The sequence below is a fragment of the Pseudomonas sp. LBUM1655 genome (assembly GCF_059716085.1).
Genome location: NZ_CP166801.1, coordinates 704,132 through 730,364, shown reverse-complemented (window position 1 = coordinate 730,364; position 26,233 = coordinate 704,132). Strand labels below are relative to the sequence as shown.

The following is a 26,233-nucleotide window of genomic DNA, read 5'->3' as shown; positions in this document are numbered from 1 at the left end:
GTCGCCTGACAGTAAAACGCCGCGAACGATACCGTTCGCGGCGTTTTGTTATCCGCCGGTTTTAGCGGGCGGCCGGCTCTGCGAGTAGCGTCTGCGGGGTGACGTTGGCCATGCGTGCCGTCCTAGCCTGCAACCGCTGCACCCACGCAGAAATGGCGTGGGATTGCTGCTTGCCAAATGCCAGGAACACTTCACCGCGCAACGCCGGATCAGGGGAACACACATCACGGAAAATCAGCGAGTGTTCACTCTCAGGGTCAACGATCACCAGATGCTCCTCAACGATCTCGAACAGCAGCTTTTCCGGCGATTCAAAATCCCAAAGCAACTTGCCCGGCACTGCCGGCACTTCTCCCAGCGCATGCCGGCAATCGACGATGACAGCATCCAGTCTCTGCCAGGCAGCCTTTGACAAATGACAGGTCACGCCGCCCTGCCCCAGTCGCACAACCAACGTATTGATGTCATCGGCAAGCAGCGGTAGCAGATCATTCATTCTGTTATGACCTTCAACGGTCAAGACGTGCCCATCGCGCTGGATGTAATCGAACGGCCCGATGCTGTGCTTGCCCGGATAAACCTGCACCGTTCCCTCCCGGCGCTGATGCAACAACACCTTGAACTGATTCCGGGTGCCCAGCATTACAAAGTCCGTGGGTAAATCGGTGGCGGCAATACTCACCAGTCGGGCGCTTTTCACGTCATACCATTGCAAATGATCTGGCCCGGACGCCACGGACACGAAGTCACCATGATCGGCACAAGCCAACAAGGTTTGCAGGCGTTCGATCAGAGGCGCGCCCTGCGCAGTCACCCAGCGACTTTCAACACCGATGACCACCGGCGCCTGCTGATGACCCAGTCGCAACGTGACACCCTCAACAGTGGTGCCCTGTAACCCGGCGCCATCGACTGTCACCTCGGCAAAATGCCAGGCGCTCCACACCTGCTCGGGAGCCGGTAAAGCATCGCGGTGCAATAGCTGCTGACCCTCGCCAAAGGCGCGATCAAGCTGCTGCGGATCGACGAACGCCTGACGCCAGATTTCACCATCGGAAACACTGAACAACCAGGCCGTTCGATTATCCGGCGTCATGCCAAGCACGCGCACGGGCTTGTCGCGCCCCGGATCGCATAACAGCACGCGGTTGCTCATATGCCAGGCACTCAGTTGGCCATCACCGGCGGCATTGCGTAATCCGACAATCGCAAACCGCTCCACCGGGTAACGTTTGGAAATCGGTTCCAGTGCCTGCCACCAATGTGCACGCCCCTTGAGCCACTGCTCGCCGACACCGTGCAATTGCGCCTCACCTTGTGCGGTCAGGTTAAAGAGTCGGCCCTCTTCATCCAGTATCAGGTAGCCGTTCTCCACCGCCACAATCTGCTTGAGCCCTTCTGGTTCGACCCAACGATGCGACCACTGCTGCTTGCCCTGCGCCACGTCGCGCTGCAGTCGGCAAAGAACCTGGTCGAGGCGGTTGTAGATGAAATACACATCGCTTGCGCCCGTCATCGGCAGCAGCACCAGCTCGGTCAGATTCTTGATCGAGTCGGGCCAGCCACGGGCATGGCGAGGAAGCGGCAACGGGTGGATCAACAATCGATCACGGCTGCGAACCCATACGATGTCACGTCTGTCCGGTTCGAATTTCCAACTGACCGAAACGTAAGTCGCCGGCTGCCAGTCAACCGTCGTCGCACCGTCCCGTTCCGCACTGGGACGAGCCATCGTGTATTTGCCCAGCACCGTCGACCAGTCGGCCAGCGACTCGTGGGCGAACACGCTCGCTTGCAGCTCCCGCGCCATTGCATGGGTGACGGAACTCAGCAGCAACTGCTCCTGATGAATCAGGTAATTGAACCGGCGAGTGCCATAAGGGCTGCTGACGGTTTGTATCAAATGAATCACGCCGTGCTCATCGACTTCGACGGGGCCAATCGCACTTTCGCCCTCCGGCACCAGCAACCGGTATTGAACCTTGAGCAGCCCGCTGACCACATCGACCTGCCAGATGTTGTAGCTGTCCGCCAGGTAGAAATAAGCAAATCCATTGGCCACCAAGGCCAGTTGCGCGTCCTCGGTATCGGCGATTTTCTCGTTGCGAATATAGAGAAAGCGCTCTTCCCGGGCGTCATACCAGGCGGTGGTGTAACGCGGCTCCTGCGGCGATTCGAACGGGATCAACCAGTTATGAACCGGTGTATACGGCAGCACCAGACGATGCTCTCGGGCGAGGGTTTTGTAGTGTTCGAGCAACGCTTGTTCATCGAGCCCTTCATGCGCGCTTTGTTCAATGATGTTCAGCTGACGCTTGCCGAAGTCAACGCTGAAGAGTTGCTGATTGGCCGTACGGATCAACACCGAGTGGCGTCCATGGCCGGATATCTTCACGTGAACATCGCCGATGTACAGCTCGCCATACAGCTCGACCCGGATGTTCTCTTCATTGGCCCAGCCAGCCTGCAGCACCCAGCGGCCCTGCTTCTGACTCGGCGTGTGCAATTCGATGCTGGCGCCGTGATTGAGCAGCACGGAACAGGACGCACCGGCGCTGGAGATCCGATACGACACCTTGCCCCGCCAGGCAGTCGGCAGCGACGGCACTACCAAGGTGCGTTCGACCGCATCGAGGTGTACGTCGATGACGGTGTCGCGATACTCGGGAAACAGACGATGAACAATGTAATGCGAAGGAAACGAGTAAAACGAAAACAGAAACAGCCATTGACCATCAGCCAGTTTTCTCTCCAGGCGCCGGGCGGTATCGAAACCGCGATCATGCCGCCAAGAGGCAAATGGTAGCGCCTTGTACTCATACCCATAACAAGTCTGAGGCGTACACGGCAGGACGATGGTTTGTCTGGCAGCCGGGAAGAACTGGACCTGTCCGGGCAAGCCTAACTGCTGACGGATATTGATCGCCCGAGCGTAATCGGAGTCGAAATCCGGGACGCCGAAATGGTCGCGCAATGGGTAGAGCTTCTGGCTGTCGAACAGCACCTTGCCAGCGGTCAGATCAATGCTTTTGACAATCAGCGACGGGTGCGCGACCCACGCCCCCAGCGCGTCATCGAAGCGGTAACCGAGCCCGCGATAGGCGCCTTCCATGTCTGCAAAAAACGCCCCGACATCCTGGGCGTTGCGCGCAATACCGGCAAACCCTTGGGCGAGCGCCGCGACACCGACCGCCAGCCCGCCCAGAATCACGCCGGCACCACCCAACACTGCAGCGGCGGTGGATGCGCCTGCCACGGCGGCACCAACCCCCCCGGCAGTCAATGCCAGGCTGGCCGAGTCAAAGGCCAGCTGTGTCCCAAACTGTGCTTTTTCGACGTCGTTCTGTGCGCTCGCCAACTGGTAGATATCAAAACCAACGTTTGCCAGCCCCAGCACGGCGCCGACACCTTCATTGGCCGCATGTCCCAACGCTTCGGTGACGACCGAGGCACAGGTGCGGGCGATGATTTTCTCCTCCCCCAGCGCAGTTTTGACCAGTTGAATCAGACCGACTACGTCTACGACATTGCCATGCACCAACTGCGCGTAATTGAGGTAGGCGTGCAGGCGCACCGCTGTGGTCAGCGTCCGATCCTCGCCTTCACGTCCACGCAAGGCATTCATCAGTGCCTGAATCGAGAACCCTGCGTTCAGGGTATGAACAGCGCCGGCCTCGGTAGGGTCCAGTACACCGACGCTGTCGATCGGTTTGCGTGCCAGAGTGGAGAACTGCTCGGACAGCCAGTTCTTGATCCGCAACAATCGGTGGTCATCACTGACCACTTGAACCACGTGTTCGGGTATCGAGGGGTCGACGAGGCTCAGCCGATATTTGCCTTCGGCGGTGATCTCCAGCGTTTCGAACAACGGCACCAACGGCGTGACCGAGGGATGCAGCTCTTGCAGCGCAGTGGTAGCGCCGGCGATCTGCTGCCCCCACCAATGGCCATCCAGCCCAAGCAAGCTGGCACCCAAATGCGAATTGTCGACCAGCGATCGACCGTGGGCACTGTTCAGGCGCTGACGCAGCTTGCCTGGCGGTTGACCCGGGAGCGGATCGTTCGTCAGCACTTTCGCCACATCGATCCCGCCGGACAATGGCAAGGCCGCTACTTTTGCGCCATCCAGTTCAATCAGATCGAAGGTCGGACGGACACTGCCACCGTACGCGGCATAGTATTTGGCCATGCCCACTTTCAGAAAAAAGTGCTCGAGCGCCCGCTTGAACATGGCGGGGCTTTCAAATTCGAACAGACCGAAGTTGGGGTCGTAAAAATGATAGAGGGCTTGCGTACCCACAACGGTTTTCGCCACCAGCATCGAGTGGTTGTCAGAGTTGAGCATTAATGTTCGGGGGCTGGCATGGTTCTCCAGTGCAGCGGTGACCTGTGTCAGATCAGCACGACTGAGCGTCGTTCCCACTTCGCTCAGTTGAGCGCTTCGCAGCTCCTCCAGCACTTGCACGAAAGCCTGCGAATCACTCTGTTGCGGCTCAATGACGGACAGATAAAAACGTTCACGCAACCGATGTGAAGCCACTTCCCCGGTTGCAAAAGCGGCGGCCATCATCAGTGCCAAGGGATAACAGCGCCCACCGATGGCTTCGCCGGCGCCACCCAGTAACAAATCCTGCGGCACCGGTTTTACGCTGTTGGCCTCGATCTGGCCGAGCACCTGATCCATCCGTTCGCTGATCTGCAAGCGATGCTCAAGGGTGGCTGTCTGTTGAATTTGCGCGGCGTATCGGCCCCACTGCTGAAGTGTTTGTGCCTTCATCAGTGCGGCTTTTTTCAGATCCAGCGCGCTGATCGATGCGGCCGACTCTGCGATATCGCCGGCAAGACCGCTAAGAAACTGCGCATCACGGCGGCTATAGAGGTGTCTTTCAATGACTGCATAACGATTCGAAGCTCCCAACTCACGGACACTGTTGGCCAGGTTGTCCAGTTCGCCACTGAAGCGGTCGAAGTTCTGGCTGTGCAGTGAATCAATCCCCAGCAACACGCCCAGTGACAGACGTTGCAGTGGCGTTGTCTCGACGAGAGACAGTTCGCCATGGGCCAGCGCACTCAACACTTCATCCAGCCCCAGACTCCGGAATCGCTGATCGTTGAGAAAAACCGGTGGCCGCGCATTGAGTGGCTGATTCCTGATCAACTGACGGTCGGCAAAACTCAACGGCAACAGCTTCTCGAACCTGATTGCACCATCATGCCCCTTTCGCATGGCCTCAGTGAACGGTTCGCCAAGCCCGTCGACCAGACGCTGTAATACGTCAGTCAATAGCACCGCTCTACCTTCAATCAACGGCCAGCCTTGTTCGAACTCAATGATTGAGCCCTTGAGCAACTGTGCGATATCGCCCTTATAGCGGGTCGTGTACTGACCTTGCTGCCAGCGCGCCTGCTCGTCCTCCACCCATTTCACCGGATCGTTCGCGTTGTCTTTCCAGGAGTGATCCAGCTCTTCTTCGGTGGCACGGTTGACCGACGCATAGCGCGCAATGGCCGCTTCGGCGCGGATCATCTCGGCCTGCCTGGGGGTCAGGTGTGCCTTGGCGTAATCGACCATGCCGTCGCGTATCGCGCCGGGGCCGGTCAGATAGATGGTGCCTTCACTCTGAGGACGGATGCCGTCACTGAAGTAGCTGGCGGCGGCACTGGCGAGAAAGCCTGCGAGGATCTCCTCCTGATTCGGCAGTTCGCGCAGCCGGCCGTAGGTTTTTTCCAAAACGGTCAGAGCCAGTGGCAGCACACCGTCGAAGTCGGTCAGTGCGACATTGCGTTGCGCAGCCATCTGAAGTGTCTCGTCGACCAACCGGTAATTGAAGCGGATGCGCTCGATCACCGCTTGCAGCGTCGCCGACCCGGCATGCGCCATCAAGAAAGCATTGGTCGTCGAACTGCCTTCGGCCACCGCACGCAACATGAACGGTCGCGCCAGCAAATCGGTCGGTGCCTGGAAAACCTGACTCAGTGCCGGGCCGCTTTTGGCGAACGCTTCAAGCGCCGCAAGATGCTCTGCCGGAATGCTTTTGGCGTAACTGTTGGAAGACTGACGGCCCGGCATCCATTCGGGGTTGTGATTGAGCAGCAACTGCAGAATGCCCAGGCGGGCGTCGACGCTCAAAACACTGAGGTCGACACCGCTCAGGTTTTCCACCAGAGGCGGCAAGTTGTCGACATCGGCATAGCTGCCGCCTTCCCCATGCAGGACTTCGGCACGCACGACATCCGATGCGGCCGCCAGATTGCCGCGCAAGCGGATTTCCCGTTCATAGATATCTTGCAGTTGTAATGGCGTTGTCGCGTTGTCGAGATCACGCAACTGCAGATCCCCCCCCAGCATGCCTTGCAAGCTGCTGCGATTTTGTTCTCTGAGTGCTTGCAGTTGCGCCTCGTCCTGGCCATAGGCGCTAACCAGCAAATCGATGCGAGCGTCATCGGCGGATTTACCGTTAGCCACGGCGGCATCGATGTGCGCCTGCATCTGCTGCTTAAGCACAATGGCGCGCGCTTCGTAAAGATCGGCCAGTGCATCTTCGGCAATTGTTTTACCTGCGACCTGCGCCAAGGCATCCGCCTTGGCCGCCTCGACAATCAGTTTATTGGTCTGATACGCCAGTAACGCGTCACTGTCGAACCAGAGATTAAGGGTGTAACCCTGCCCGGTGAGTACCTGTTTCCAGACATTGAGGTAGTCACGCTGGATGGGGCCGACGCCGCCACCGAGCCAGACGAAGTGCAGGGTCTTTGGAACGGGTGTCGGTACAGTTTTAATCAGTTCGACGCCGAGATGAACGCGTGATTCGAAGGCTTCAACTTTGTCGTAAATTCGCGAAAGCTCTGCGGCCGGTTTTTCAATCGTGGCCACCGGCGGTTCCAACTCCCGCCGCACTCGGCTATTGCCCAACAGTTGTTCCAGTGTCTGGCGCAATAATCTCAGTGGTTCAATCAACTGCTGCGTATCGGTGGCACTCACACAGGCGGAGTAATAGCGCAACAGTGCTTCATAATGCTTACTTTCTTTATGCAGCGACAGTGTGCGCTCGAAATCCGCACGCCTGAACAGCTCAGAAAAGTTAACGTAGTTATCATTACTTACACCTTCAACATTTGACATAACTTACCCCAAGGACTTCCACAGAACATTCCAGGGCCAAGCTAGCCACTAACAAAAGCAAAACTCAAACGAGATAAAACTCAATTTCTTTCAAAGACCAGAACCACCAAACAACGCATCAACGCGAGAGAACAATAAATTTCACTCTGTATATTTCACTGCAACCCCTCATGGGAAAAACACCAATAAAACCTGAGCAACAGAACACAAATTAAAACCAATTAAAAATAAAAAGGGCCGCGAATATATATTCGCGGCCCTGCACTTTCAGTTTGACCTGATATTTCAATGTAACTGTTTTATCAGTGTTTCCACTGAGGCATGTCCTTCATCGCCTCGCGCTGCTGACAATGCGTTGAGCCACTCCCCGGTTCCCCGCAAGTATTGCTTTGCGCGAATCTTGATGCCGATCTGCATCGCTACGCTCTGCTCTTCACCTTGCATCACGACATCCCGCACGATCAGGCTGTGAGCGTTGTCCGAGTCAGTGAACACCAATTGCCCGTCGACCAACGACACCAACAGGCGTTCATTGGCGTCCATGTCCAGCATCAGCGTGCAGGTGCTGGTGGTTTCTGCTCCCAACGGGCGCCGGGGATCGACCACAATGCAATCCAGCCGTTGCCAGGCTTGCTCCGACACTTGATAACTCAACGCCTGCGCCCCAAACCCCAGAATCAACTTGTCGACCCCGTCAGGCAACATGTCCAGGACATCAGTGACCTCACCGCTCATCTCAAGCGACAGTACTTCACCCTCGCGCCGGGCGTATTGGCCAGGCACCCAAACGGCATGTTCCGACTCTCGACTGGAGTTCAGGCTATCCAGCGGATCGAAGAGCATCGCTATCGACTGGTTGCGCGTGCCAAGAAACACCGCCCACTGGCCATCAGCCCGACCGGAAATATCGAACAGTTGGTCCAGTTCCGGCACAAAGTACGTGTAGCGATCCGAAGAGTTTTCGACGTGCAGAACCGGTGCATGGGACTGTCCTTTGAGCAACGCCTTCAAGCGGGCCTGCAATTGCTGCGGAGTCTGTCCGGCAATAGACACCCATTGTTTTTCGACGCCGACGATACGTGCCGGGTGCTGATCCAGCAGTTCCAGGTTGACGCCTTCGCGGGTACGCCCGAGCAAGCCCTGCCCCTGCACCAGCACCTCGGCAAATGACCATGGGTCCCAGACTTTTTTCGCCATCGGCAACTGCTCGGGGTCCAGCAGCCGGGTGCCCGTGGCAAATGCCCCGCGTAATGCCTCGATCGACACCAGCGCTTGGCGATAGAGTTGCCCGGCCGAGACATCCAGTAGCCAGGCCGCTTGTTTGTCCGGGGTCAGCCCAAGCAACGCCAGTTCTTTGCCGCCAGCGACATCGGCCAGCAGCACCTGCTCCTCGATACACCACACCGCGAGCAACGCGCTGCCGGAAACACTGCCCAAACCGATGATCGGGAAAGGCGCCGCTCGATAGGTGGCGGCCAGCGCAGGTAATGCGCTTAGCCAATCCGGGTGACGTTGCAGCCAACGCTGACCAAGGCCGACAAACTTCAACGCCCCCAATGGGTCGATCTCGAACAAACGACCATCGTTCTTGGTGGCAATGTAACGTTCGCCTGCTTGGGTAACCTCGCTGACGCCCCTTTCGATCACTTCATTTCTATACTCGGCCCCTGCTGTTCGAGGTTCGATACCACGGCTGATTTCCCCGTTTTCTTTACTGTAAAAGAGCATCGCGAAGTCCTGGGGTTGATGCGGCATCAGCATCACCATGTCCGGCTGACTGCCAAGCCCCGCGCGGAAATAGCGGCCGCTGCTCAGGCCAAGCCAGGCCTGATCACGCAGCCCTTCGAGAACGTAGGCACGCGCATGCACAAATCTGGCGAGCCCCCCGGTGCTGATCGCCCCCCCCATGCCAGGCGTTGCATCCTTGAAAGGGCGCGACGTGGCAAAGTGACGTATCAAGGAGGACCAGTAAACCGCACCGGGCTTGTGGACGTAGTCGTGCTGCCGGGATGAGGTCTTGATACCCGTCAACTCGATTGCCCAACCCGTTATCCGATACTCCAGGGTCGTTTCGACCTCGCTCTGTTCCAGCATTCGTTGCGATATCCGCAGAGTGCTGTGCGCATCCTGAACACAGCCAATGATCTTTGCACCGCTCGCCGGGTTCATCAGTCGATAACGGTGGATGACCGTGCCGGTCACCGCATCGACGCGCCAGACCGTTGCATAATCCGGATGGTAGAACCATGCGTGCTGCGCGTTGGCGCCTGCCAGAACGACACCCTCATTGACGGTTTCAGGCAGGTTGCGGGCGTAGAGCAAGCGGTCACGCGCTACCTCATAGAACGCGTTGGTGACGACCGGTTGATTGGCAGAGGTGTAAGGCACCGTGTACTTGTAAAGCGGCACGTATGCCGATACCAAACGCTTTTCCCTGGCCCGTTTACGCATGTGCGAGAGCACCTGCGCTACGGTGCTCTTGGCATCGAGCGAGACAGACAGCAGAAGCAATCTTTTTTCCTGCCAGTCCACCTGGAATAGCTCACCCTTGGCCAGTTCGATCATTCCTTCGAAGGCATTGAGCACAATGCCGTCGACGATCAGGTTCGCGCCGTCGAAAGTGACGCGTTCAAGGCCAGCCCAAGGTGCGTGAATCACCCATTTCGCGTAGCTGACATCATCGAGCGTCACCGCTTTAACCCCGGGCGTGAGCCAGAGCTGATAAAGCCCTGACTGAGCGGTAATCGCATAAGAGATCAGTTTTTTCCATTCCGGCGGCAGCTCCGGAATCAGTAACTGACGCACATGCTCATCCAGCCGCACCTCGATATGGGTCGGCTTATAGATCGGATGCAACTTGTACAGAATGTGCGGGAGAGGTGTATTGACGGTGAAATAGAACCGCTGGTTACCTAGCTCGTCATACTCCAGCTTCTCCACGACGCTGTTACGCAAGTCGGGATACCAGGTTTCGATCCGGTCGTCGAACAGACTCGCCAGCGCCAGGCCGGGGAAAAAACCAGAGAATACCGATGTGGGAACCTCACTCGATGCCCGACTCTCGTGCCGTTCTCCCGACATGGACTGATAGATATATCCTGGCGTTCCCAGTTGGTATTCGTAACCGTAATAGCAGACAGGCGTACAGGGCAGCACCACAGTCTGGATATCGTCGGGGACAACCCGGATCAGGCCAATCTTGCCGGGAAGCTTCAACGCCTCACGGATATCGATTGCCCGGTGAATTTGCATGGGATCGTCGTTGTATTTCGGCAACTCCAAACCACCGCGAACCATGGGATAGAACTTCTGACTGTCAAAGCTCACCTGATTCTTTTGCAGATCCAGCAACGTGATGACGGCCTCGGGTTCGAATCGCAACACCCCGTCCTTGCGGGAGTAACCGGCGGTCCCGTAGGCGTTTTTAACCTTGCGCAAATGTGCGCCCACGCCTTTGGCCTTGTCGCTGATCTGCCCCAGATTACTGGCGATGGCCGTCACGCCAATGCCGACGCCAAGCAACGGCACCGACAGAATCGCCGCAGCGGCGCCCACCGTTCCGCCAACAGCCAGCGCCACGATGTCGAGCCCCAGCGCCGCCACATTGAAGGTCAATTGAGTGGCAAGCCGCGAGCGCTGCTCCTGGTTTTCCGCCACCGTCAGGCCATAAATATCGAAGCCGATATTGATGACTGAAAAGCCGATCCCGCCCACGATCGAAGCCTTGCCCAGCAGCCGTGCCGACAGCGATGACTGGCGCAGGGCCAGCGCTTGCTCACTGGCCGCCACCTGCCGAACCAGGTTGATCAACTGCACCGAATCACTCAACACGCCAAAACCCAACTGGGCATAGCTGACATAGACCTGCACCTGAAGTGCGATCGACAACGCCGGTACCTGACCTTCCCCGGCCTGATATTCACGATTGCGCATTTCGGTGATCAGGGTCTGGATCGCAAAGGCAAAACTCAATCGACTGCCGCCGTCGGCTTCACCCAAAGCGGTTGGTTTGCCTGCCAGCGTCTTCACCAGACGCTGAATATGCTGTTTGACCTTGCTGAACCGCACATCATGGGTGGTCACCACTCGGGTGTTCTGCGGATTGTGCGCATCCACCAGCGTCACGCTGTAACCCGCGCCTGGCTTTTGTTCAAGCGTATCCAACAGCGGCAAATATTCACCGCCCAGCGAGTGCTCGGTTCGCAGATTGCTGCTGGCCTGATCGAATTCCTGCGCCCAGTAACGGGCGTCCAGTTGCGCCAGACTGGCCCCCATCCGCGCGTTTTCGTTCAGCGAGCGCCGGCGCCCCACCGCTTGTTTTTCCCAGACCGAAGCCGTTTTGGGCTCGACTATTGGCCCACTCTGCAAAAAACTGTCGAGCCGCGTATTCGACGCAAGCACTTTGCCGGCGAGCTCTGTGGTGTTCAGTTCAATGACGTTGAACCGCGCTGCCTCTCCATCCGCGAGACCGTAAAGTCTGGCCATCGCGCCGTTATCGCCGGCGAGGTAGCGCTGCATGCCTTGCTTGAGCTGTTCAACCCGTGAAAATCCGTAGATCGCGAAGTTAGGCTCATAAAAACGGTAGACCGTCTGACTGCCCATGAGCATTTTTGCCACCAGCATCGCGTGATTGCCGGTATCGAGCAGCATGACGCTCGGAGCCGTTTTCGCCTCCAGCGTTTGTGCGATGCTTTCCAGGCTGTGAGTGCCTTGGGGCTTGCCGACATCGTTCAACGGCAGCGCTTGCAATTCGTCCAGCGCCGACAGCAACGCCCGCGAGTCGGCGTCTTCGGGGGTCAGGCTGGCATTGGCCACTCGACCGATCAGCGCGCGTTCGGCCGAGTCGCCCTGGGTCAGTGCCGCCGCCATCAACAGTGCCAGCGGATAGCACCGACGGCCGGGATCGCCCGGCGTGCGCATCAGTAGATCCTGCGGCATTTGCCTGGCGGAAATGGCCCCGGCCATGAACAGTTCGGCACGAACCTGCGCACCGCGCCTGAGGATCTGCGTGTGATATTCACGTTGTGCGGTGCTGTTGATTTGCCCGATGCGCTCACCCCACTGGTGCAACGTCAAGGGATCTGTCATAGCCAGTACCTTGAGTTCGCGCGCTGTGTGCGTGCCTGGCTGACGAGCGTTCGCAAGACCCACTTCAAACGCCGGGGACGCGTGTTGGCGCAAGGCTTTTTCGAGCGCGTTGTAACGGGCGAACAGGCCACCTTCGGCGGTTTGCGTTGCCAGGTCCATGGCCTGCTGCCACGCACCGGCAAAACCGCTGGTGTCCAGACGCGTAGCGCCAAACATCCCGCCCAGCACCACGCGCAACAACGGGCTGAGTTGCTCGACCGTCAGCGACCCGTGTGCAACCCGGGTAAACAGTTCGTTCAAGTGGCTGGTGGATTCGGCACCGTGAGACGGCGGCAGCTCGCTGACGGGTTGAGCGAGAATTTGCTGGCGGACGTCGAAACCGATGGCCACTGGTTTATCGAACGTGATGTCACCACTCAACTTGTCCTTCATTGCACGAATGAACGGATCGCCCAGCGTCTCCATCAGTTGTTGCAGGACGGAGGTCAACAGCACCGGCCTGCCTTCGATGAGCGGCCAGCCTTGTTTGAAGGTCAGTGTCTGCCCTTTGAGCAGGTCATTCAGATCGCCGGCATAACGTGATTTGAGCTTGCCGGTTTGCCATTTCTCCTGTTCTTTGACCAGCCATTTCTCGGGATCATCGTTGACGGTCCAGCCGGAGATCATTTCCTCTTCGGTATTGACGTTGTAGCCTTCAGCCAGCCGCAGTCGTTCCTGGATAGCGACCTGAGAGTCCGCGTGCAGATGCGTTTCAATGTATTGCTTGATGCCAGTGATGGCGGCACCGGGACCGGTCAGGGCGATAGTGCCGCGAGCTTCGATTCGAATACCGTCCTGGTAGTAACCGAAAATGGCCTGCCCCAAATTACCCAAAAAATCCTTAACGGATTGATTGAGCCCCCCTTCTGCTCTTTTTTCATTCAGTACGTTTTCAATGACATCCAGCAACCTGTCGCTTTGCGCCCAACTGACACCTGCCTCGGCAGCCCTTCGTTCAATCGCCTGCAGAGCGTCATAGTTGAAGCGAATCAACTGCATGATTGCCAGGGTCATACCGCTTTGAGCGTGAGCCACAAAATGAGCATTCATTTCCCGGTCGAACTGAGTCCCCATACGAAATCCATTCTTGGGCACTGGGGCATCACGCGGCGCAACGAATATTTCATGGACATCGGGTTGGCTGCGCGCGAAAGCGAGCAAGGCCTCCTTAACGCGAGCCGGAACCTCGTCGGTTCTATCCACGTAGCGTTGACGGTCCCGACCGGGCATCAATGCCTCGTTATGATTGAGCAAAAGTTGCAACACGCCCAACCGCTGTTCATCACTGAAGCCGCTTATATCCACGCCCCCCAACTTATCGGCCAGCGGCGGCAAGTAATCCATATCGCTGTAACGACCACCCTCCAGATACTCGGCCTGCAACCGCACCACATCACTGGCCGCCGCAAAGTTGCCGCGCATACCGACTTCTCGCTGATAGACGTCCTGTAAAAAGTGACCCGCGAACTCATGTTTGACATCCCGCAACTGCAGATCCTGCCCGGCCATCGCCTGATGCGTGTCCAGACAGCGTTGTCGGAAAGCCTCTAGCGTCGCGCGATCCTTGCCGTAAGCACGAACCATCAGCTCGATACGCGCCTCGTCCGTGCGACCCGCCCACTGCGGCTGGTTGAGATAGTCGAACATCTGATTTTTCAAAACCCGGGCGCGGTCTTCAATCATTTGCGACAACTGCCGGGACTGCGTCACGTCACTCCCGCCTGACTCCATTGCATGCACCCTGGCACTGTCGAGAATCACGCGATTCATCTCAAAAGCCAGTAACGCATCACTGTCGTACCAAAGGTTGAACTTGTAGTCCTGCGGTTTCAAAACCTCGCGCCAGATGTTCATGTAATCGCGCTGGATGTTGCCAACCTCGCTACCGCCTACCCAGACGAAATGCATGATTTTGGGCACGGGCGTAGCAGCGCCCGAGAGCAGGGTTACCGTATCGGACAGCGTCGTCACATACTGTTCTAGTCCGTCGTAGATCTGGTCGATTGCTGAAGGAACCGGTGTTACCTTTTGGCGCAGCAAGGACGCGAGTGTTTCCTGAAACAGTTTTGCCGACAGCATTTTCTCCGCCACATCGACTGCTTTACTTACCCCCTGATAGTGCCTGGCAAGTGCCGCGTACTCGGCAGAACCGGAGAACTCACTCAACACCGTTTGCAGAGTTGAATATTCTTGCGACGAAATAAAGGCAGACCGCCCTTGGTGACTTTCCGAAGTACCCATTACATCCCCATCCTTGAGTTGATAAAGCATTAGACGGACAAAACTATTGGGCAAAGACGAATGAATCAAACGCGAAAAAATTCAAACAATGACAGGAGAAACATCGAACAACATTCAACTGTTAAGCAGCGATCCATCGGGGATAAACACCGCCGCCCAGTATTGTCTGCTGAAAAGCAAACAAGGCCACGAACCCAATGGTTCGCAGCCTTGTTTATAGTCCGGGAAGTTGTACCCGACGGAGTTAACTTAAGCTCACAAATGCGCGAAGTTACTTACAACTTCTCATGAGCCCTGAAAGAAACACCGTCAGGCATCCGGCTTCTCGCCGTACCAGCGCGGCGTGTAAACCCACTCGCCCCCCGTAGCGCGAGGAAAGGTGCACGTGGTGGACGAGCCGATCAGCACCATTGTGCGCATATCGACCTGATCCGCGGTCAGCGCGCCCAGCGTCGTGGTGCGCAGGGTCTGGCCCGGCCGGCCGATATCGCGGCCCAACACCACAGGCGTCTCGGGGGTGCGATGCTGCGCGACGATCTCCAGCGCACGCCCCAGTTGCCACGGACGGGCGCGGGAGATCGGGTTGTAGAACGCCAGCGCCAGATCCGCTTCGGCCGCCAGATCCAGACGCTTCTCGATGATCGACCACGGTTTGAGGTTGTCCGACAGCGACATCACGCAGAAGTCGTGCCCCAGCGGCGCCCCAGCCTGAGCGGCGGTGGCGAGCGAGGCCGACACACCCGGAAGGATTTCCAGATCGACGCTGTGCCAGGCCGGATCGGTCGATTCGTGCAACGCTTCGAGCACCGCCGCCGCCATGGCGAACACACCCGGATCGCCAGAAGACACCACGATCACCGAACGACCCGCAGCCGCCAGTCTGAAGGCGTGGCGGGCGCGCTGCATTTCTTCGCGGTTGTCGGTGCAATGCTGGATTTGATCGTCGCGGAACGGGCCGGCCATGCGCACGTAGGTTTCGTAGCCGAGCACGTCGGTGGCGCGGGCCAGTTCGGCTTTCACCGCCGGCACCATCAGTTCGGCAGCGCCGGGACCGAGACCGATTACCGCCAGGCGCCCGCGTGGGCGACCGATTTGCGCGACGTCCAGCGGCTGCTCGGAAACAGCCAAAGTGATGCCGTGTGCTGAGCCGATAATCGACACATCCGGCAGCGCATGAAGGTCGCTCGTTGCAGCGATAAACCGCAGCGGCACGCCCAACTCCAGCGCCGCTTCACGCAGATTCGCCGCGGCCATTTCAGTGTCGATCGCCACCAGACAGGCCAGCGATTGCACCGCCACTTTTGCCTCGTGCAACGCGCTACGCAGGGTGTTCGGCAGATCCGGCACTTCAGCGCTGACCATCGCCGCGACACTGCGCGGGTAAATCAGCAATTCATTGGCGTTCGCTTCGCGTTCGGCACTGCCGATATGGATCGAACGCTGCGCCTGCGGATCTTCCGGTAGCTGTGCCTGCGCCAGCCACGGCGCCGCACCTTCGATGCGTACGGGGTGCCCGGCCAGCAGGTCGGAGACAAACCGCTTGCCCAGTTCCAGATCCGCGAGCGCGTAGCCACTCGGAGGATTGAGCAGACAGGTGCCAAAGCGCAGCTCGCCGCTGGTGGTGATTGCCGCCGCGACTTGCAGCCCGGCCGCGATTTCCCGCGCCATGACATTCACCCCGCCAAGGCCACCGAGCAGCGGCACCACAGCGCTGCCATCTTCAGCGACGGCGAGTACCGCAGGCTCGACGCCCTTCTCCAGCAGCAGCGGCGCCAGGGTGCGGATGACAATGCCGGCCGCGCACAGCGCGATGATCGGTGTGTCCTGCTGATACAACGCGCGCAGGGTCGCGCCGAATTCCTGATAGGTGCAGTCGGCGCCTTCGACCCGACCGGCGAGGCCGTGGATCTGCGCCGCCGGATACACCTGCTGAATGCGCCGCGCGGTGGCCAGGCTGCCCTGACCGAGAATGACAATGGCGGGAGTGGATGGAGTCATCAGCCTTGCCACCGTTCGCCGGGCACGATAATCAGCGAGAAGTACGGCGACGACATCGGCTCGACCTGATCCATCGGCACGATCTTCTGATTGGCCATGGTCGCGCGCTCGACGTACAGCGCCCGTTCGGCGAGGCCGAGTTCTTCCAGCACCTGACGCACTTTGGGGAAATTGCGCCCCAGCTTCATGATCACCGCTGCGTCGGCATCGGCCAGACGTCGCTTGAGTTCCTCGTGGGGCAAGACGCCGGAGAGCACCGACAGGCTCTGATTGCGATACACCAACGGCGCACCCAGCACCGAAGCGCCGCCCAGCATCGAACACACGCCCGGCACCACTTGCGCTTCGTAGCGGGTGGCCAGGCGATCATGCAGGTACATATAAGAACCGTAGAAGAACGGATCGCCTTCGCAGATCACCGCGACATCACGACCAGCATCCAGATGCGCGGCCACCGTCTCGGCGGCTTCATCGTAGAAATCGCTGATGACTTGTTCATAAGAAAGAGGTGCCGGCAACGCTTCAGTGGTCACCGGGTACACCAGCGGCAGCAGGTTCTGTGCCTCTTGCAGGTGCGCTTCGATGATGCCGAAGGCGTTGCCTTTTTTACCCTTGGCGACGAAGTACGCGACCACTGGCGATTCGCGCAGCAGGCGCAGGGCCTTGACGGTAATCAGCTCCGGATCTCCGGGACCCACGCCCAGGCCAATCAAACGACCTTTTGCCTGCATCATTCGATCTCCGTGGCGAGGGCGTTGACTGCCGCAGCGGCCATGGCGCTGCCGCCGAGGCGGCCCTGCATGATCACGAACGGCACGCCACGGCTGTCGGCCGCCAGCGCCGCTTTGGATTCTGCGGCACCGACGAAGCCCACCGGGAAGCCGAGGATCAGCGCCGGTTTCGGTGCGCCGGCGTCGAGCATTTCCAGCAGATAGAACAGCGCGGTCGGCGCGTTGCCGATCACCACCACACTGCCTTCCAGATGCGGGCGCCACAGTTCCAGCGCGGCGGCGGAACGGGTGTTGCCCAACTCACGGGCCAGCTCCGGCACGCTCTCGTCGCGCAGGGTGCAGATCACTTCGTTGTTCGCCGGCAGGCGCGCACGGGTCACGCCTTCGGAAACCATCCGCGCATCGCAGAGGATCGGCGCACCGGCGGCCAGCGCATCGCGCCCGGCCTTGCCCGCACCTTCAGAGAATTGCAGACCGTCGACGGCCTCGACCATGCCGCAAGCGTGGATCACCCGCACCGCGAGTTTTTCCAGATCGACCGGAATGCGCGCCAGATTGGCCTCGCTGCGAATGATCGCGAAGGAGTTGCGATAGATCTCCTGACCGTCGCGGATGTAATCAAGCATCAAGGGGGCTCCGGGAGCGGCCGGCGAGCAAGGTCGCGGCCGCTTCAATAGTAAGGTTGCGTGCGTGCAGCGCGCCGAAACCCGGCTGCGCTGCATCGCGAAAATAGAGGTCGTAATGCCCGCCACTGACGGCCAGCAAAGTCGCCGGGGCACAGTGGGCCGCGGCGCATGAACGCGGGCAGCCGGACAGATGCACGCTTTGTGCACGGGGCAACAGCGTTGCGAGAAGACGGGCATCGCACTTGGTGTCAGCCAGGCCTTTGCCACAGCCGCTGGAACCGGTGCAGGCGATGATTTTCGACAATGGTTCACAAGCGTCGGTCAGCAGGTTCAGTTGCTTGAGCCCTGTGAGCACTTGCGCGGCATCGCTCGCGCTCACGTTGGGCAGCAGCAGACTTTGCCACGGCGTGAAACGCAGGCTGCCATCGCCGAACCGGCGGGCCAGTTGCGCGGCGCCGCGCAGCATGTCCGGATCGAGGCGACCGAGTGGCGGCACCGCGCCGATGTAGACGAGGTTGTCAGTGTTCTGCGGGTGAGCGCCAATGTGCAGATCGTCCGCCGCTGACATGCGTTGCCAAGCGCTAACCGCTTTGATCGGCAGGCGCGTCCTGAGCTGTTCAAGAAACGCCAGCATCGGCAGTTCGTCGAGCAAATGGCGCATCCGCGTCTGCTCGGGTCGGGCCAGTTCGAGGAACAACTCCAATACCGCGACCACCAGCGCATGGCCGCTTTCCAGGGCCACGGCGCCAACCGCGCGATCCGTCGGGCAACCCGCGAGACCGAATGCCAGCAGCGTTTCACCGTCGTGCTCGAACGCGGATAACCACAAGTCATGCGGATGTTCGAGCATCGCCAGCGCTTCACCGCCATCCAGTTGCACGGCGAACTTGGCGCTCAATTCATGGAAACGTGGATGGCTTTGCAGGGTGTCGAGAATCTGTTCGGCGAGCGCGCGAGTGTCTAAGCGCATCTGCCGGTCGATCCCGGCGGCCGGGCTGAGCATCAGGTTGCGCACATCGTCGCCCGCCGCCGTTCGCGGGCCGAGGCCAGCGGACAGCAGACTGTCGATCAGTGCAGCGGATTGCTGAGCGATGCCACGAATCTGCAGGTTGGCGCGGTTGGTCGCCTCAATCACACCGCCGGCGAACTGTTCGGCGGCATTGGCCACCGCGTCAGCCTGATCGGCGCTGATCGAGCCGCCGTTGAGTTTGATCCGGCAGATGCCGCCGTCCAATGCCTGGACGATACGCAGCAACCCCGGGCAGGCCGAGGGGCGTATGGCGGTGGACATCGGGCGTTCGTTCAAGGGGCTGACCGGCTGCGTGGGAAAGGCGCTTCGCGGGCGAAGGCGCGGTATTATGCCTGCTTTGTCCGGTGGCATGAAAAGTCTGCCCGTCGGATCGGCCTGTTTAGAGGAATATAGATGTCACCCTGGCTGACGGTAGTGGGAATCGGTGAAGACGGCTTCAAGGGCCTGGGCAAAAACGCCCGGCGCGCCCTGATGGGCGCCTCGCGGATCGTCGGCGGCCAGCGGCAACTGGATTTGCTGCCGGTGTGCATTCGTGGCGAGCGTGAGTTGTGGCCGAGCCCGTTTTCCCTTGCGCCAGTGCTGCAACAACGCGGCGCAGCGGTGTGCGTGCTGGCCAGCGGTGATCCGATGTTCTACGGCGTCGGCGCCAGCCTCGCGCGGCAGCTGCCGAGCGAAGAGATGCTGATCCTGCCCGCGCCGTCCTCCTGCGCGCTGGCGGCCGCCCGTCTCGGCTGGCCGTTGCAGGAAGTAGTGACACTGTCGCTAGTGGCCCGGCCGCTGGCAGCCCTCAATGCGCAGCTGTTCAGTGGCGTGCGCCTGCTGCTGTTGAGCAATGACGGACAAAGTCCGGCGGCAGTCGCGCAATTGCTACGCGAGCGCGGCTTTGGTTCGAGCCAGATGAGCGTTCTGGAACATTTGGGCGGCGACGCCGAGCGACGTGTCGACGCCACGGCCAATGAATGGAACGACGCGCCGATTGCCGACCTCAACGTGGTCGCAATCGAATGCCTGGCCGATGCCAATGCTCCACGTTTGTCACGCCTCGCGGGCCTTCCCGACTCGGCTTTCCAACATGACGGCCAACTGACCAAACGCGATGTGCGCGCCATCACCCTCGCGCGCCTCGCCCCGACACCCGGCGAACTGCTATGGGACGTCGGCGCTGGTAGCGGCTCGATCGGCATCGAATGGATGCGCGCGCATCCGAGTTGCCGCGCATTGGCCGTCGAAGCCGATGACGGCCGCCAACAATTGATCGAGCACAACCGCGATGCGCTGGGCGTGCCCGGGCTGCAATTGATCCGTGGGCGCGCGCCGCAGGCACTCGCAGGGCTGGAGCGCCCGGACGCGATTTTCATCGGCGGCGGTGTGACCCGCGAGGGCGTCTTCGAGACCTGCTGGGAGCAACTCAAACCCGGCGGCCGACTGGTCGCCAACGCCGTAACTCTGCAAAGCGAAATCACCCTGATGAACTGGCGGGAGCGCTACGGCGGCGAACTGACGCGCATCCATATCGCCCAGGCGCAACCGCTGGGCGAGTTCGACACCTGGCGTCAGGCGTTGCCAATCACCCTGCTCGATCTGGTCAAACCTCTTGATGCGTGACGAAACCGCCGAACAACCCGCGCCCCTGCGCAGCGGCCTGACCACCGGCAGCTGCGCCACCGCCACCAGCCTCGCCGCTGCTCGCCTGTTGCTCGGCGGCATCTCGGCCGACGCGGTGCAGATCGTCTTGCCCAAGGGCAAACAGGTGCAGATGCGTCTGGAGTTCTGCCGGTTGACCGACGACGGCGCTGAAGCAGGAACGATCAAGGACGCCGGCGACGACCCGGACGTGACCCACGGCGCACTGCTGTATTCGCGGGTGCGATTGATGGCCGAGCCGGGCGTTCGTTTCAATGCCGGCGCAGGCGTTGGCACCGTGACCCGACCCGGACTGGTGCTGGGCGTCGGCGAACCGGCGATCAACCCGGTGCCACGCAAGATGATCAGCGATCACCTGAGCCTGCTCGCCGCTGAAACCGGTTATGCCGGTGGCTTCGACGTCACGGTCAACGTCGAGGGCGGCGAAGCCCTGGCACTGAAAACCATGAACCCGCGCCTGGGCATTCTCGGCGGCCTGTCGATCCTCGGCACCAGCGGCATCGTCCGGCCGTTTTCCTGCGCGGCCTACATCGCCTCGATTCATCAGGGCATCGACGTTGCCAAGACCAACGGCTACCTGCACATCGCAGCCTGCACCGGCAACGCCAGCGAAGACACCATGCGCCGGGTTTACGACCTGCCGGAAATCGCCTTGATCGAAATGGGTGACTTCGTCGGCGCGGTGCTCAAGCATCTGCGCAAAGTGACTGTGGATAAACTCAGTTTGTGTGGCGGTTTCGGCAAGATCAGTAAACTGGCGGCCGGGCACATGGATCTGCACTCGCGCCATTCCAGCATCGACTTGCCGCAACTGGCGCAATGGGCGGCGGCGATTGGCGCGGATGAGATTTTGCAGCAGGGCATCCGAGAGGCGAACACCAGTCAGCAAGCGCTGGCCATGGCCAGTGCGGCGGGGATCGCATTGGGGGATGAGGTCTGTCGCCACGCGCTGGAATTCGCCCGCAGCGTGGTGCCGGCACAGGTGCAGGTCGAAGTGTTTGCAATTGATCGTCAGGGCGGCATTGTCGGCCATGCCGGAGGTTTTGCATGAAGCGGATTTTGCTGCTGGGCGGCGTGACTGAAGCGCTGGCCATCGCCCGTAAGCTGGGGCCTGAGCACATTTACAGTCTGGCCGGGGTGGGTCGGGTGCCAACGGATCTGACTTGTCAGGTGCGCGTCGGTGGTTACGGTGGCGCCGAAGGTCTGGCGCAATTCATCCGTGACGAAGGCATCGACCTGCTGTTCGACGCCACCCATCCCTACGCCGCGCAAATCAGCCACAACGCCGCCTACGCCGCGCAACTGGCCGGCATCCCCTGCTGGGCCTTGCGCCGCCCTGCGTGGCAACCGCTACCGGGTGATGACTGGCGCGAAGTCAGCGACTGGGCTGAGTTGATGACGGCCCTCAAACCGTTCTACCGCCCCTTGTTCACCTTGGGCCGCGAACCGCTGCAACACCTCGACGAAATCCCTGCGGATCAATTCTGGACGCTGCGCGCCCTCGACGTTTATCCCGGCAACGAACGTTGCGAAGTCATCGCCGCTCGCGGGCCGTTCCTGCTGGAAGATGAACGCGCGTTGTTCGAGCGGCGGCAGATCGATGTGCTGATCAGCAAGAACAGCGGCAGCACCGCGACCGAACCGAAACTGGAAGTGGCGCGCGAGCGTGGGGTGCCAGTGATGGTATTGAAGCGACCGGTGTTGCCTGGGGTTGATCGGGAGTTTGGATCCGTCGAGAAAGTCATAGCCGCCCTCACGCCCGATGATAAATCCTGAAACATCGAAAATTTGAGTCCGCCTTCGCGGGCAAGCCCGCTCCCCCAGGTGGCGCGGTGTTCATGAAGTCTGGACACACCATTGATCACTGTGGGAGCGGGCTTGCCCGCGAAGGCGTCCGCCCTGGCGCTGCGATTCCTAAGCACTACACTCATTCGAAAGTGCGCTGCGACACCAAACCGCACGACGCTTTTTTACTTATCGGCCCTGATCAGGCTAAATAGCTGCGCCTGATCGCCCACCCAACGGATCTGTCCCATGAACCGACACCGGCTCGCATTTGCCTGGATCGCCTGCTTTGCAGTGCTGTTCAACATGCTCGCCATGCCGATGACGGGAGCGATGGCGCAAGCGGCCAACTCACCGGCCGAGCAATTGCTGTGGAGCAGTTTCTGCACCGGCAGCGGGACGAAGATGGTGGCGATCAACATCGGCACCACGGAGCAGAAAGCCCCGTCCAACGACAACCACTCCAACATGCAGCATTGCTGGTGCTGCTCGGGTTCAGCGCCTTTGGTGGCGCTGCCGGGGCATACGCCGCAGCTGTATTTCGCCCGCTTTGAGAGCAATCGCAGCGTGGCGCCCGCCTCACTGCAAACACCCACACCGCGCCAGCAATGGCCGAGCCTCAATCCCCGCGCTTCCCCTCTGGTTTGATTTGTTCGCGCAATTGACCTGCGTTTCAAATCGTTCTGGAGAACTGCCATGTTGAACAAACTCTTCGTCATCGCTGCGCTGTTGCTGCCTGCGTGCTTCGCCCATGCCCACGAATACAAGGCCGGCGAGCTGGAAATCGCTCACCCGTGGTCGCAGGAACTGCCACCGAATGCGCCGACCGTTGCCGCTTACTTCATCATTCACAACGCCGGCAAAAACGCCGACCGCTTGCTCAGCGTCGACTCGCCAATCGCCCCCGAGGCGCAATTGCACGAGCATGTAATGCAGGGCGATCTGATGAAGATGCAGCAAGTGCCGAGCGTGGAAATCCCGGCGGGCGGCAATGTCACTTTCGCGCCGATGGCCTATCACGTGATGCTGCTCAACCCGACGGATCGCAGCCTGCTCAGCGACGGCAAAAGCTTCCCGCTGACGATGCATTTCGAGAAGGCCGGTGACGTCACCGTCGAAGTGGCCGTGCAGAAGAAGCCGCCGGAAACCACACAAGCCCACGCGCACGCTCAGTAAGCCTTTCGGCTGACCGCAATCATGCGCCCGTCCAGCGCCAGGTCTATCCGCAGCAACCGTGAGCACGGTAGCTGGATCGCCCTGTTCGCCATGTTGATGATCTTCATCGGCCCACTGATTTCTCAGTCGATGCCGATGGATCAGCACGCCTCGACCTCCATGCCGATGAGCATGGACATGTCGATGGACATGCCCGGTATGGATCACACCGCGCATGACGCCAAACCCTCCGTCGAACACTGCCCGCCGCAATCCTCGCACCACGCGCTGTGGGAAAGGTGCGGCTACTGCAGCCTGCTGTTCAATTGCCCGGCACTGACCGGCGGCGGCACGTTCGCTGCATTCATCATCGCCCACGCCAACACCTTCACCTCGCCTTCCCCGCGCCTGGGCCATGCCCGGCAAACCTTCTTCCCCGGCGCCCGCACGCGCGCCCCGCCCATCGCAGCGTAATCACCCACCGCTGATTACACACGGTTGAGAAGACAGCTTCAGGCTGCCGGCCGTGTCGTTTACGACTGTTTGATGGAAATTGTCATGTCCAGGTTTTCTGCTGTTCCACGTCTGGGTTCTACCCGGGCGACCTTCGCTTTGAACGAATCGCGCATTCGTTTCAGGCACGCTATCGCCGTCCTTTGCGGCGTCCTGCTGGCCCCGCTGGTGCTGGCCGATGACCACGCCGCACACGCGGATGAACTGAGCCCGACGGTGATCACCGCCATCGCGCCGAGTTCGCCGCTGACCATCGTCACCAACCCCAAAGACCCGCGCCAACCGGTGCCAGCCAGTGATGGCGGCGATTATCTGAAGACCATTCCGGGGTTCGCGCTGGTGCGCAATGGCGGCACCAATGGCGATCCGGTGCTGCGCGGCATGTTCGGTTCGCGGCTGAATATCCTCACCAACGGCAGCATGATGCTCGGCGCCTGCCCAGGTCGAATGGACGCGCCGACCTCGTACATCTCGCCGGAAACCTACGACAAACTCACCGTAATCAAAGGCCCGCAAACCGTGCTTTATGGCCCCGGAGCATCGGCCGGCACGATTCTTTTCGACCGTGAGCCGGAGAGTTTCGGTGAACTCGGCACGCGGGTGAACGCGAGCATTCTGGCCGCCTCCCACGGCCGCTTCGACAAAGTCGTCGACGCCGCAGCTGGCGGGCCATTGGGCTACGTGCGAGTGATCGGCAACACCGCGCACTCCGACGATTATCGCGACGGCAATAACGACATCGTCGCCTCGCGCTACGACAAGTGGAACGGCGACGTGGCGCTCGGCTGGACCCCGGACGCCGACACCCTGATCGAGTTGACCGCCGGCAAGGGCGACGGCGAAGCCCGCTACGCCGGACGCGGCATGGACGGCTCGCAGTTCCTGCGCGAAAGCCTCGGTCTGCGTTTCGAAAAGTCCAACATCACTGACGTGCTGGAGAAACTGGAGGCGCAGGTCTACTACAACTACGCCGACCACGTCATGGACAACTACACCCTGCGCACGCAGTCCGGCACCGGGATGATGGCCGGGCCCATGGCGTCGAACGTCGACCGCCGCACTCTCGGCGCGCGGATCAAAGCCACCTGGCGCTGGGCCGACATCCAGTTGATCACCGGCCTCGACGCGCAGACCAACGAGCATCGCCAGCGCAAAGCGATGGGCATCGACACCTACAAGAATGTGCCGCGCAACAAAGACGCGGACTTCCATAACTACGGCGTGTTCAGCGAAATGACCTGGTACGCCGCCGACCGTGATCGGCTCATCACCGGCGCCCGAATCGATCGCGCTTCAGCCAAGGATTACCGGCAAACCACCAGTTCGGGAATGATGTCCCGGCCGAACCCGACCGCCGACGACACTCGCGCTGACACATTGCCCAGCGGCTTCGTGCGTTATGAGCATGACCTGTCCGACAGCCCGACCACGCTATACGCCGGCCTCGGTCACGCGCAGCGCTTCCCGGATTACTGGGAGCTGTTTTCGCCCAAGTCGGGACCTGCCGGTTCGGTCAATGCATTCGATTCGATCAAACCGGAAAAGACCACTCAGCTCGACTTCGGCGTGAACTACAAGAGCGCCGACCTCGAGGCCTGGGCCTCGGGCTACATCGGCGTGGTGCGCGATTACATCCTGTTCGATTACACCCCCGCGATGATGGGCATGAGCACTTCGCGCGCCGAAAACATCAACGCGCGAATCATGGGCGGTGAACTCGGTGCCGCTTACAACCTCACCGACCACTGGAAAGCCGACGCAACCCTGGCCTACGCCTGGGGCAAGAACAGCAGCGACGGTAAAGCGCTGCCGCAGATGCCGCCGCTGGATGCACGTTTCGGCCTGACCTACAGCGAAGACAACTGGAGTGCCGGCGCACTGTGGAGGGTGGTGGCCAGGCAAAACCGTATCGATCAGAACAAGGGCAACGTGGTCGGCAAGGATTACGACAAGAGTTCGGGCTTCGGCGTGTTCTCGCTCAACGGTGCCTACCGGATCAACAAGCACTGGAAGGTCAGCAGCGGCGTCGACAACCTGTTCGGCAAGGCTTACGCCGAACACCTGAACCTGGCGGGCAACGCCGGTTTCGGCTACCCGGCCAATGACCCGCAAGCCATCAATGAACCGGGGCGCACGCTCTGGACCAAGGTGGATATGAGTTTCTAACAAGAAAAGTCAAAAGATCGCAGGCTGCGCCAGCTCCTACTTGAGAGTGCGTTCAACCTGTAGGAGCTGCCGGAGGCTGCGATCTTTTGATCTA

At 60.1% G+C, this 26,233-nt stretch carries 13 protein-coding genes; 7 read left to right on the top strand and 6 right to left on the bottom strand.

Features of this window, described 5'->3' with window-relative positions; all coding sequences use genetic code 11:
• Window positions 1–61: 61 nt before the first annotated feature.
• The 6 genes from ACA074_RS03135 to cobG all read right to left on the bottom strand — a co-directional run bounded on the left by ACA074_RS03135 (window position 62) and on the right by cobG (window position 19,137).
• The gene (locus ACA074_RS03135) at window positions 62–7,123 is read right to left on the bottom strand and encodes a TcdA/TcdB pore-forming domain-containing protein (protein ID WP_497678422.1); all 7,062 of its coding nucleotides are present in this window, start codon (window positions 7,121–7,123) and stop codon (window positions 62–64) included.
• Between the two features lie 285 nt (window positions 7,124–7,408).
• A complete protein-coding gene (locus tag ACA074_RS03130) occupies window positions 7,409–14,491 on the bottom strand; it encodes a TcdA/TcdB pore-forming domain-containing protein (RefSeq protein ID WP_497678421.1) in 7,083 nt (2,360 codons plus the stop codon).
• A gap of 309 nt (window positions 14,492–14,800) precedes the next feature.
• Window positions 14,801–16,489, bottom strand: coding sequence for a precorrin-3B C(17)-methyltransferase (gene cobJ / locus ACA074_RS03125; protein WP_497678420.1), 1,689 nt, complete (start codon window positions 16,487–16,489; stop codon window positions 14,801–14,803).
• Entirely contained in the window at window positions 16,489–17,223 is a 735-nt protein-coding gene (locus tag ACA074_RS03120; RefSeq protein ID WP_370872600.1) for a precorrin-2 C(20)-methyltransferase, read from the bottom strand. The genes cobJ and ACA074_RS03120 overlap by 1 nt, the downstream gene beginning before the upstream one ends.
• Window positions 17,220–17,846, bottom strand: coding sequence for a precorrin-8X methylmutase (locus tag ACA074_RS03115; RefSeq protein ID WP_497678419.1), 627 nt, complete (start codon window positions 17,844–17,846; stop codon window positions 17,220–17,222). The genes ACA074_RS03120 and ACA074_RS03115 overlap by 4 nt, the downstream gene beginning before the upstream one ends.
• On the bottom strand, window positions 17,839–19,137 hold the full coding sequence (gene cobG / locus ACA074_RS03110) for a precorrin-3B synthase (RefSeq protein ID WP_497678418.1): 1,299 nt from the start codon (window positions 19,135–19,137) through the stop codon (window positions 17,839–17,841). Before cobG ends, ACA074_RS03115 begins: the two co-directional genes overlap by 8 nt.
• A 132-nt stretch (window positions 19,138–19,269) precedes the next feature.
• On the opposite strand from cobG, the gene cbiE reads away from it, so the two are divergent.
• From cbiE to ACA074_RS03075, 7 genes are all read left to right on the top strand, one after another.
• Window positions 19,270–20,481 (top strand): precorrin-6y C5,15-methyltransferase (decarboxylating) subunit CbiE, encoded by a 1,212-nt coding sequence (cbiE, locus tag ACA074_RS03105; protein ID WP_497678417.1) that lies wholly within the window; start codon window positions 19,270–19,272, stop codon window positions 20,479–20,481.
• A complete protein-coding gene (locus ACA074_RS03100; RefSeq protein ID WP_497678416.1) occupies window positions 20,474–21,571 on the top strand; it encodes a cobalt-precorrin-5B (C(1))-methyltransferase in 1,098 nt (365 codons plus the stop codon). The genes cbiE and ACA074_RS03100 overlap by 8 nt, the downstream gene beginning before the upstream one ends.
• Entirely contained in the window at window positions 21,568–22,296 is a 729-nt protein-coding gene (locus ACA074_RS03095) for a cobalt-precorrin-6A reductase (protein ID WP_497678415.1), read from the top strand. The genes ACA074_RS03100 and ACA074_RS03095 overlap by 4 nt, the downstream gene beginning before the upstream one ends.
• 258 nt (window positions 22,297–22,554) lie before the next feature.
• Window positions 22,555–22,953, top strand: a complete 399-nt coding sequence (locus tag ACA074_RS03090; RefSeq protein WP_497616281.1) for a DUF2946 domain-containing protein — start codon at window positions 22,555–22,557, stop codon at window positions 22,951–22,953.
• A gap of 48 nt (window positions 22,954–23,001) precedes the next feature.
• Complete coding sequence (locus ACA074_RS03085; RefSeq protein ID WP_489880662.1) at window positions 23,002–23,481, top strand: copper chaperone PCu(A)C; 480 nt, start codon at window positions 23,002–23,004, stop codon at window positions 23,479–23,481.
• A gap of 21 nt (window positions 23,482–23,502) precedes the next feature.
• Window positions 23,503–23,934: a DUF2946 domain-containing protein gene (locus tag ACA074_RS03080; protein WP_497678414.1), complete on the top strand. Its 432-nt coding sequence runs from the start codon at window positions 23,503–23,505 to the stop codon at window positions 23,932–23,934.
• 84 nt (window positions 23,935–24,018) lie between these two features.
• Window positions 24,019–26,139 (top strand): TonB-dependent copper receptor, encoded by a 2,121-nt coding sequence (locus tag ACA074_RS03075; protein WP_497678413.1) that lies wholly within the window; start codon window positions 24,019–24,021, stop codon window positions 26,137–26,139.
• The last annotated feature ends 94 nt before the right edge of the window (window positions 26,140–26,233 follow it).

What these genes read in the sequence shown, in the direction of transcription:
- ACA074_RS03135 (WP_497678422.1), bottom strand. Translation starts at nt 7,123, where the DNA reads ATGTCAAATGTTGAAGGTGTAAGTAATGATAACTACGTTAACTTTTCT.
- ACA074_RS03130 (WP_497678421.1), bottom strand. Translation starts at nt 14,491, where the DNA reads ATGGGTACTTCGGAAAGTCACCAAGGGCGGTCTGCCTTTATTTCGTCG.
- cobJ (WP_497678420.1), bottom strand. Translation starts at nt 16,489, where the DNA reads ATGACTCCATCCACTCCCGCCATTGTCATTCTCGGTCAGGGCAGCCTG.
- ACA074_RS03120 (WP_370872600.1), bottom strand. Translation starts at nt 17,223, where the DNA reads ATGATGCAGGCAAAAGGTCGTTTGATTGGCCTGGGCGTGGGTCCCGGA.
- ACA074_RS03115 (WP_497678419.1), bottom strand. Translation starts at nt 17,846, where the DNA reads ATGCTTGATTACATCCGCGACGGTCAGGAGATCTATCGCAACTCCTTC.
- cobG (WP_497678418.1), bottom strand. Translation starts at nt 19,137, where the DNA reads ATGTCCACCGCCATACGCCCCTCGGCCTGCCCGGGGTTGCTGCGTATC.
- cbiE (WP_497678417.1), top strand. Translation starts at nt 19,270, where the DNA reads ATGTCACCCTGGCTGACGGTAGTGGGAATCGGTGAAGACGGCTTCAAG.
- ACA074_RS03100 (WP_497678416.1), top strand. Translation starts at nt 20,474, where the DNA reads ATGCGTGACGAAACCGCCGAACAACCCGCGCCCCTGCGCAGCGGCCTG.
- ACA074_RS03095 (WP_497678415.1), top strand. Translation starts at nt 21,568, where the DNA reads ATGAAGCGGATTTTGCTGCTGGGCGGCGTGACTGAAGCGCTGGCCATC.
- ACA074_RS03090 (WP_497616281.1), top strand. Translation starts at nt 22,555, where the DNA reads ATGAACCGACACCGGCTCGCATTTGCCTGGATCGCCTGCTTTGCAGTG.
- ACA074_RS03085 (WP_489880662.1), top strand. Translation starts at nt 23,002, where the DNA reads ATGTTGAACAAACTCTTCGTCATCGCTGCGCTGTTGCTGCCTGCGTGC.
- ACA074_RS03080 (WP_497678414.1), top strand. Translation starts at nt 23,503, where the DNA reads ATGCGCCCGTCCAGCGCCAGGTCTATCCGCAGCAACCGTGAGCACGGT.
- ACA074_RS03075 (WP_497678413.1), top strand. Translation starts at nt 24,019, where the DNA reads ATGTCCAGGTTTTCTGCTGTTCCACGTCTGGGTTCTACCCGGGCGACC.